The sequence below is a fragment of the Rhodophyticola porphyridii genome (assembly GCF_003688285.1).
Lineage (GTDB): Bacteria > Pseudomonadota > Alphaproteobacteria > Rhodobacterales > Rhodobacteraceae > Rhodophyticola > Rhodophyticola porphyridii.
In genome coordinates this window covers 1-2,551 of record NZ_RCNT01000019.1, presented here as the reverse complement: position 1 = coordinate 2,551, position 2,551 = coordinate 1, and the positions used below count along the sequence as shown (strand labels likewise).

The window sequence follows — 2,551 nt, the reverse complement described above, 5'->3', positions numbered from 1 at the left end:
CATGCCCCCGTACTTCTTCCGCCAGCTGTAGAATGTAGCTGAGCTGATGCTGTGACGTCGACAGATATCGTCCGTCTTCGCACCTGCCTCGCTCTCCTTCAGCACGCCGATGATCTGTTCTTCGGTGAAACGCTTCCGCTTCATGGGTCTTCCTCCTTCGTCCATTCAAAGGTGGAAAATTCCAGTTCGCAATGGCCCGGAAATCAGGGGCAAGGTCACATTGTCCACCCTGATCGTTTTCGGATAGCCGATCTGCCCGCAAACCCGTTCGAGCGTCTGAACGACATCTTCGCCGCAGTAGCTGAAGCGCGGATCGGCCGCCGGACAGAGGCGAGAATGGGTATCGACGACGGTCAGGATGCGAAGCTTCTTGCCCAGGGCGAGCTGGTCGTGCACGAAGTCCATTGCCCAGACATCGTTCGGCCCTGTGGCTTCCTGGCGGTCTTCCCGGAGCTTGGACTTCACCCGCCGCTTCGGATGCTTGTTCCTGAGTTGCAGGCCCAACTCATTGTAAATCCTACGGGTCCTCTTCATGTTGATTATCCAGCCCTCCCGTCGCAGCAGGACGTGCACGCGCCGGTAACCATAGCGCACATGGGTTTCCGCAATCTCTTCGATCCGTCTCTCGACAGCAGCCTGGTCCGTTCGCCGGGACTTGTAATGGTAGGTGGAAGTGTCGAAGCAGATGGCCCCACAGGCCTTCCGGATCGACACACCCCAGTCGACGCACATCCCGGTGACGATCTCGCGCAAACGGCCAGGCTTCAGAGCTTTCGGCGAATGACATCCTGAAGCATTTCCCGATCCAGCGTGAGGTCGGCCACGATCTTCTTCAGCCGGGTGTTCTCGTCCTCAAGCGCCTTCAGCCGCCGCATCTCGTCCGGCAGCAGACCGCCATACTTCTTCTTCCAGTTGAAGTAAGTCGCCTGGCTGATCCCGGCCTTGCGACAGATCTCCGCGACAGGCGTCCCTTGCTCGCCCTGCTTCAGAATGAACGCTTTTTGCGCCTCAGTGAATTTCGATGCTTTCATGCGATGCCGCTCCTTTCCCAGCCAGGAAAACTTAGCGGAAAACTCCAGCCTCAAACGATCCAGTTTTCAGGGGGCAGAGCACTGTCACCGCAGCCTATTGCGATTTATGAAGATTATTCCGCTCAACACTCGCCGATCATCGACCCGCGGCTTGCCATGGCTCTTCGGAAAGAACGGCTTCAACCGCTGCACCTGCTCGTCGGTCAGCCAGAGAAGGTTGCTCATCATCACCCCCGTCGGTTCGGGTGGTTGAGTCAGTCAGCCGCAGCGGTTTCAAGGAGATCAATGGGTCCTGACCTTGGTAAACTAGCGATGTTTCGAAAGACGGAAAAACAAGCGTGATGGCAGTGTGCGGCGCTTCAATGGTTCCTGAAATACTGTATGAATATACCCAAAAGGGTCCTGGATTGGGGTACCTGAAGCCGTGGCCTTGGCGAAATGGTTAATGATCAGATACGAGCCGTATCTCTCCATGGCGAAGGAAACTTCGCGGGTTTGTTCACCGTCGACCAGTGTTTCAGTCCAATACTGCTCGAGAAAAAACTCAACAGCGCCGACCATGCTCTCCATGGCACTCCGCCAGAACTCATAGGGAAAGGTGCCGAGTTCTAGGCCGCCAGGTATGAAGAACGACGTTTGCAGCAACTCCAGCCCTTCTTCGCGGGTCAACCCGCCGGATCGGATGCCGGCGACGACGAGTAACAGGAGATTGTCGATTTCATGAGCAGAGGCGTGTTGTGACATGGTATCGCGAAATTTCCGACGCGGTGACACCACGAATGGGGTGTCTGTGCCAGACGGAAATGGATCAATGGGGGTTGTTATAGAAGGGTCTAGGATCTGCATTCCGAAATAGCTGGAAGCAGGAATTTTCTTGAAGTGTGAATGCGGCAAACCGAATGGCGTCTTGCTATTGAATTTGCGATATTGGCTGACTGTGACACGCTCAGGTTTTTCCGTAAGTGTTTCTAGATGCCGAAAAGTCGCAATCGAGCCCATGGACCCGGACAAGCGCTGATGTGTCTGTTCTGGAGTGTCGAATAGGTCATATGCCCTTATCACCGGGTTTCCGATGTCGGTAGGCGGAGCTTCTCGGGAGAGCCAAACGAGATGAACGTCGTCTCGAATCGGATAAAGCGGCATCGGGCCGTGGGTAACGATAAAGGTCAAGTTTGACATCTAGAGAGCGTCCTTTAGCCGTTGGTCGATGATCACCTTGAGTGCGCATGATGCGCCTAGCAACACCCGTTTCGTGCGTCTAGCCCTGCCACCTGAAGTTCGACACCTCGTCGTTGAAAATCCGCATCTTTAGGCGATTCGATTGGGCGATTTGAAGGGTTTAGCCCCCTGTGGCACCAGAAAGCGGCTCTGTGGCACAAATCGCATGAGGTATTCATCTAGGGTCAGGACCCATTGATTTTTGGGTGGCGGCATGATTCACGGTTCAAAAAACGAGCGGTGAACATGTCTGATCTTTTCTGGCTAACAGACGCGCAGATGGCGCGTCTTGAGCCCTTCTT

The 2,551-nt window shown here is 55.0% G+C and carries 2 protein-coding genes and 2 pseudogenes; all 4 read right to left on the bottom strand.

Annotated features, from left to right (window positions below; all coding sequences use genetic code 11):
- A partial coding sequence (locus D9R08_RS18830) for a transposase (RefSeq protein ID WP_147450737.1) occupies window positions 1-144 on the bottom strand: 144 nt, incomplete at its 3' end.
- A 69-nt stretch (window positions 145-213) separates the two neighbouring features.
- Window positions 214-1,031, bottom strand: a pseudogene (locus tag D9R08_RS18825) (IS3 family transposase); the annotation flags it as partial.
- A gap of 87 nt (window positions 1,032-1,118) precedes the next feature.
- Window positions 1,119-1,256 (bottom strand): annotated as a pseudogene (locus D9R08_RS18820) (IS5/IS1182 family transposase); the annotation flags it as partial.
- Window positions 1,257-1,337: 81 nt separating this feature from the next.
- Window positions 1,338-2,210, bottom strand: coding sequence for a hypothetical protein (locus D9R08_RS19005; protein ID WP_147450736.1), 873 nt, complete (start codon window positions 2,208-2,210; stop codon window positions 1,338-1,340).
- Window positions 2,211-2,551 lie beyond the last annotated feature (341 nt).